General features: G+C 52.7%; 3 protein-coding genes. All 3 read right to left on the bottom strand.

The features are described from left to right. Window positions 1–2,879 (bottom strand): ATP-dependent DNA helicase RecG (gene recG / locus Q0372_RS10415; protein WP_366810607.1); only part of this gene is annotated, 2,879 nt, incomplete at its 3' end. A 698-nt stretch (window positions 2,880–3,577) separates the two neighbouring features. Beyond that, a complete protein-coding gene (locus Q0372_RS08325; protein ID WP_298104795.1) occupies window positions 3,578–4,837 on the bottom strand; it encodes a pitrilysin family protein in 1,260 nt (419 codons plus the stop codon). Window positions 4,838–5,542: 705 nt separating this feature from the next. Further along, window positions 5,543–6,592: a dehypoxanthine futalosine cyclase gene (locus Q0372_RS08320; protein WP_298104793.1), complete on the bottom strand. Its 1,050-nt coding sequence runs from the start codon at window positions 6,590–6,592 to the stop codon at window positions 5,543–5,545. Window positions 6,593–6,670 lie beyond the last annotated feature (78 nt).

Below are 6,670 nucleotides of genomic sequence, written 5' to 3'. Positions count from 1 at the left end.
TGCCCGGGGCCGCGCAGGCGCAGATCCTCCTCGGCAAGTCGAAAACCGTCACTTGTCTGCTCAATGACCTTGAGCCGCTGCTCGTTCCTGGCATTTTTTCCGCCGGCGATGAGAATACAATAGGCGTCATAGCCTCCGCGTCCCACGCGTCCGCGCAGCTGATGAAGCGACGCAAGCCCCATCCGCTCGGCACCCACGATTAAAATGACGCTAAGCCGCGGCAGCGAGATACCCACTTCGACGATCGTCGTTGTTATCAGCAGTCGCCCCTCGTCTCGGAAGCGGCGCAGGATCTCCTCCTTATCCTTGTCGCTGCCGTGGGTAATCATCACGTCCGCAAACTGGGCCTTCCAAAACGGCGCCGCCTCCTCAAGGCTTTGATAGACCGAGCTCTCGCTTTGTTGCACTAGCGGATAGACGATGATTGCTTGATTGCCCGCATCGAGCTCGCGGCGCAGATCCTGCATAAAGCCCGTAAATCCGTCGTTTTGCAGGATTTTGGTTTCGATACGCTTTTCAAACGGCAGCTGTTTTAAAAAGCTAAAGCTCACGAGCTCGGACTGGATCATGCTTAGCGTGCGCGGTATCGGCGTGGCGCTAAACTGAATAAAATGCGCGCGAAACTCGCCGCTCCCTGTGAGGCGCGCGATCTTTTCGCGCTGGTTGGAGCCGAAGCGGTGCTGCTCATCAACCATTATGAGATTTGACGGCGCGAGCTCGTGGTAGAGCAGGGCGTGAGTGCCGATGATAAGGTGCGCGCCTGCGAAATCGGGCTCGCGATCGCCGCTTTTTACGAGCAGGACCTTAATCTGCGGCGGCAGCAGACGGCACGCCTCGGCGTAAATCTGCTCGGCCAAGATGCTCGTAGGCGCCATCAGATAGCTGATGCGTGGGTAATTCATCGCTGCCGCGGCGAGGATTACGAGCGTCTTGCCGCTGCCTACGTCGCCCATGACGACGCGGCGGCGCGCCAGAGGGCTTTGCAGATCGCTAGCGATGTCCTTTATCGCGCTTAACTGATCGCGCGTAGGCTCAAAAGGAAGCGAAGCGAGCCAATCCGAAATGTCGCTCAGCGGGTAAATTTGCGCAGGGAAGCTCGTTTTTTTCGCGCTTAGCTTTTGCAAGTAGTTTAGAATTTCGACAAATTTCAGCGTACGCAAAATCGCAGCACCGCTCATAGATGCGGCGGCTGCAGCCTGTACAGCCTCGACAGCATGGACAGTTCCAGCGTCGCTTGCAATTTGAGCGATTGTAGGTATGGCGGTCGTAGCTTGGGCGGCTGCGGTCTGGATAGTTTCAGTTTGATAATGCATAGGTTGCACGGCACAATCGCGCGAAGCGCTCATCGGTGCGGCGAGCGCGTCTTGAACAGCCTCGGCGCTGCTTGCGGTCTGAGCGATCGTAGGCTCTGCGGTCTGCACAGCTACTACCGTCTGAACATTTTTGGTTTGATCGCAGGAAGGCTGTGCGCCCGCAGCTTGTGCGTTCAAAGTTTGGATAGTCGCGGCTTGCGCGCTCGCTACTTGGCTTGAAGTTTGGATTGCTGCGGGTTGCGCACCTACGTCTTGAGTTTGGGCGATTGCGGATTGCAAATCTGTGATTCGAACGTCTGAAGTTTGAATCTCTGTGGGGTGTGTATCTACGTCTTGGGTGCTTGAATTTTGTTGTGAGACTGCGGCTTGCTCGGCTACGGACTGCTTGGTCGCGGCATGCTCTAGCGTGGGCTGCACGGCCGCAGCTCGAGCGTCTGCTGACCGCGCCATTGCTCGGGTGTCGTATACTAGGTTTTTTGAAATTTTATCGCCGCTCGCCGCCACGTCATTGTCGCTTTTGAGATCGTCTGAAATTTCATCCTTGCGCGCTTCGGCGCCGTATGTGGCAAGAAAATTATCGTCGCTTTGAACGCTAAAATTTTCGTCGTTATAAATTTCAGTGCAGCGTGCCCAAGGCTGACCGCCGTCTAAGATTTCATCGCTCGCAATCTCGTCGTTACGGAGGCTTGGGAGGAGTGAAGTATCCGCGTCCTTTGTAATTCCGCCGCTTAAAATTTCATTCGCCGTGCCGCGCATTGCTTCGCAGGCAAGAGCTCCGCTACTTTGAGGATAGTTTGAAATTTTACCCCTAAAAATTTCATCATTTTGCGATCTGCCCTTTAAAATTTCGGCGGCTACCGAGCTTTGCGAGCTTGGAATTTCTCCGTTACCTAAAATTCTGTCGTCATTTAAAATTTTGTCGCTGTTTGAAATTCCGCCATTTAAAATTTCACTGCCGCTCGGAATTTTGCCGCTGTTTGAAACGTCGTCGCGATCGCCGAAATTTTCCGCGCCGCCCTCCTTGAGCTGCCTATTTAGCGCGGCTAGCATTCGCACGCTGTGCGGCGAGCTCTCGTGTAGCGCGAGCAGTACCGCCGCCTCGTCCGCGCGCAGTCCGCAGCCTAAAAGCGCGCTCGCGCTTAGATATTTTTTGATCAGCTTTTGCGCCGCGGCGTCGCTCAGCGCGGCTTTGTATTTGGGCGCGATCCTGCCCGGCTCGCTTACGATTTTTGGATTTATGAACTGCCACGAGCCGAAGCTCTCGTCGCATTTGCCGTGGATGAAGAATTTTTTGCCGCGCTTGAAGGCGCCGAAGTGCCAGCTTTTGGCGTTGAAGATCACGATTTTGATCTCGCGCCCCCAGCTGAGGCAGTGCGCCGTGACGATGAGCATCGAGCCGCGCCTGTGCTGGAAGAGGCACTCGACCTCTGCCGTGCTCTCGCCCGCACAGGGCGCGTCTCTGACGCTTAGATCGTCGAAGCTTTTGGGCAGAAGCAGCGCCAGATCCAAAAGCGTCGTAATGCCCGCCTTTTGGAGCGTCGCCGCGTCTTTTGCTTCAAAAATCAATTTTCATCCTTTAAAATTTGATAGGCATTTAAGCCCTTGCGCTGTGAAATTTTATACGCCGCAGTGAAATCATCCGCCTAAATTTGATCGAAATTCTATGCGCCGCATCGAACGCTTGCCTAAATTTGATCGAAATTTCGCCCATTGCGGCAAATTTATTCGCTATATTCTTCCATAAATTTTGCCCGCTCTGCGGCGTGTTTTATTTGGCGGCCGTACTTTGCGGCGCGAACCGGGTTTTAAAAACAGAGCGCGGTCGCTTTAAATTTCACGGCGCCGCTCGTGAAAGCCCAAGTCGCGACTTTAATTTTCGCAGCGCGATTTGCAAACCGCAAAAATTCAATTACGGCAGCCGCCACTGCGCGCCTTTTTAAATTTCACGGCGCGGCTTACAGACGGCGTGCTAAATCGGGCTTTGATTTTACGCGCTGAAATTTTCCGAGCCGTGCACGGCGCCTTTAAATTTAGCCGCCCTTATAAGGCTCGCAGATTTAGCGGCTTTTGCAAAGCCTCGCAAGTTTTAGCGCAACGGCAGGCGAGGTTTTAAATTTTAAACGCACAAGCCGTCCGCAAACGGAGCGCAAAAGTAAAATTTAGCGCCGTTCGCGCCTTAATATTATCCGCGCCGCTTTACAAATTTTAAAATTTATCCAAATTTTAGGCCGGTCGCAGGTATGCACTCGCTGTGTCGCGACGGGCTAAATTTTAAGCCCCTTTTTTGCGGTGGCCTCGTCGCAAATGACGGAAAAGCTTAGGTTCATGATCTCGTCGTGTGACTTGATGAAATCGTTGAGCGCCCCGAGCTTTAGCGTCTCGATGCGCTTTAAATTTCGCTCGAACTCGCCGAATGCGTAGCCCTTGTAATACTCGCTCTGCGCGATCGCCGCGCGCTTAAACATCGTCTCTTTTTGCAGCACGGCGCTTCCGATTAGGAATTTTTTTGCGCTTTTTAGCTCCGCTTCGCTCACGCCCGAGGCGATAAACTTCGCGATCTCTGCCTTTACGAGCGCGGCGGCGTTTTGTAAATTTTCGTTTTTCGTCTGCAGATAGCCCCAAAACTCGCGGCGGCTAAGCTCAAAATCGCCGCGCGCATAGACCGAGTACGCAAGCCCGTGCTTAACGCGGATGCGCTCCATCAGCCTGCTGCCGAAACCGCTGCTTCCGAGCACGAAAAGCGCGGTGTTTGCGATGAACTCCTGCTCCTTTGGCAGCGTAAATGGCGCGCCGAAGTAGATGTATGCCTGCTGCGTCTGCTCCTTTTGGATCTTTATTTTTTTCGCATCGCTCGGCGTGAAAAACGGCAGCTCGCGCTTTTCGCCGCTCGAAAAGAGGCTCAAAATTTCCGCGATTTTTGGGTTTTTATCGCTCACGTCGCCGCATAAAACGACGTATAAATTCTCTAAACTAAGCGAGGCGAAAAACTCCCGCACGTCCTTCATCGTGATCCGCTCTATGCTCGCCTCGTCGCCTATGAGCGGCTGAGCGAGCCTCGTGCGCGGATACAGAAGCGCTTTTAGGTTGCACGTCGCGATGTAATCAAACTCGCTTTTTAGCACGGCGATCTCGCCTATGGTTTGCATTTTTAGCTTTTCGAGCACCGAGGGCGTTAAATTGGGCTCTTTAAGCAGCTCTCGCAGCATATCTAGACCGAAATCGAAGTGCTCTTTTAGGCAGTTTAGCTGGATGCCGAAGGTTTCAAAATTGCTCGCGGCGCTGATCTCGACCGCGCGGATATCGAGCTTGCGGTGGAATTCGCTCACTCCCAGCGTCTTTGAGCCCTCGCCCAAAACGCCCGCGCAGATGCGCGCAAGCCCCGCTATCTTCTCGCTCACCGCGCCGCTTGCTTTAAAAATTAACTTGAAGCTCGCCACCGGCAGCGAATCGTCGAACTGATACAAAAAGTCGATTTTAGCGCTCTTGCCGCCTTTGGTTTTAAGTGAAATCTCTTTTTTTTTCATCGTTTTCCTTTATAAAATTTTTAAATTTCATCGCTCTTACAGGCGCGGTTTTAAAATTTTGACGCAGCCAAGTCGTTTTTGAAATTTGCGCCGGGCCTGCTTTTAAAATTTCGCTAAAACGAGTTTTCAAAATTTTCTTCAAACTCGCTTCTAAAATTTCGCGCTAGGGCAGTTTTTCCCGTCCTGCTTTAAAATTTTAAATTTAATCGCGCCGTACGTTTTGTAAAATTTCAGCGCCCCAAACGGCTCCCCGCCGCAACGCATTCTAGCTACGAGGCGAAATTGTCACAGCGCATTTGCGGCACAAAACGAAATATCCGCGCCTAAACGGGGGCGCATGCTGCTGCTACCAAACACACAGCTCTGCGGCGTATCGAAACTGTAATATGTTTTGTCGCCGCAAATACGGCAAGCGCCTTCACAAAATCGTCTCGGGCGCCGTCTCCGCCGCGTTAATCTTGCAGCGTAGAATTTCGCATTCATAAAATTCTAAGGCGAAATTTCGCAGCAAAATAAAATTTTACCGAGCGAATTCCGCTCGCGCCAGTAAATTTAAACCCGTACCGATACTAAAATTTTAAATCCTACGGCAAAATTCCACGCTCGCGATCGCAAAAATTCGCTATCTGTTTTAAGATAAATTTTGCCGCTAAATTCGCGCCGTAAGCGCATAAATTTCTGCCGCAAACACGCAAAAGTCCGCGCCTAAGCGTACGTCTCCAAAATATCGTAGTTGGTGTTGCGCTTGGCGGGTATTTCGCCTATGTCGCGGATCAGCGCTATCATCTCGTCCTTGCTCATCCGAAAGCTCGCGCCCGCGGCCTTTACGACGTTTTCCTCCATCATCGTGCTTCCCAGATCGTTCGCGCCGAATTTCAGCGCCAGCTGCCCGATGTAGCTGCCCTGCGTGACCCAGCTGCTTTGGATGTTTTTAAAATTATCCAAAAATAGCCGCGAAACGGCGAGCAGGCGCAGGTAGCGGTTCGGGCTTTGCTTTTTGATCTTGGGATGCTCGCGCAAAAGGCGGGTGTTCTGCCCCTGAAAGCTCCATAAAATGAACGCTCGAAAGCCGCCCGTGCGGTCTTGCAGCTCGCGGATTTTATCCCAGTGCTCTACGATCTCGCGCGTGCTCTCAAGCGTGCCGAACATCATCGTGGCGGTCGTTTTCATACCGATGCCGTGCGCCTCCTCGTGCACTCTAAGCCACGTGGCGCTGTCGCTTTTACGCGGCGCTACTAGCTCTCGCACGCGGTCGCTTAAAATTTCGGCTCCGGCTCCGGGCATCGAGTAGAGCCCCTTGGCTTGCAGTCTGCGAAGTACTTCGAGCGTGCTGATGCCGCTAAGGCGCGCGATATAATCGATCTCGATCGCCGAGAAGCCGTGGATCGTGATGCTCGGATAATTTTTGCGGATGAATTCCACGAGATCCTCGTACCATTCGATTTTTAGCTTCGGATGAACGCCGCCTTGAAATAAAATTTGCGTACCGCCCACGGCGATGAGCTCCTCGATCTTTTCGCTAATCTGCTCAAAGCTTAGCACGTAGGCGTCCGCGTCGCTTGCGTGGCGATAAAATGCGCAAAATTTGCAATCTATCATGCACGCATTGGTGTAGTTTATGTTTCGATCGATGATGAAGGTCGTGACGCGATCCGGGTGTAGCTCGCGCTTGCGCGCAAACGCCGCGCGCCCAAGCTCGTTCAGATCGGCATGCTCGATCAGCTCTAGCGCCTCATCGGCGCTCATTCTAGCCATTGGCTCCCTTTAAATTTGCGCAGCTGACTAAGGGCTAATTTATTGTAATCTTCGTTTGTATTGAATTGAATGTCCATT

The sequence above is a fragment of the uncultured Campylobacter sp. genome, from assembly GCF_937997405.1.
Taxonomy (GTDB): Bacteria; Campylobacterota; Campylobacteria; order Campylobacterales; family Campylobacteraceae; genus Campylobacter_B.
This window is presented reverse-complemented; position numbering and strand designations above follow the sequence as displayed.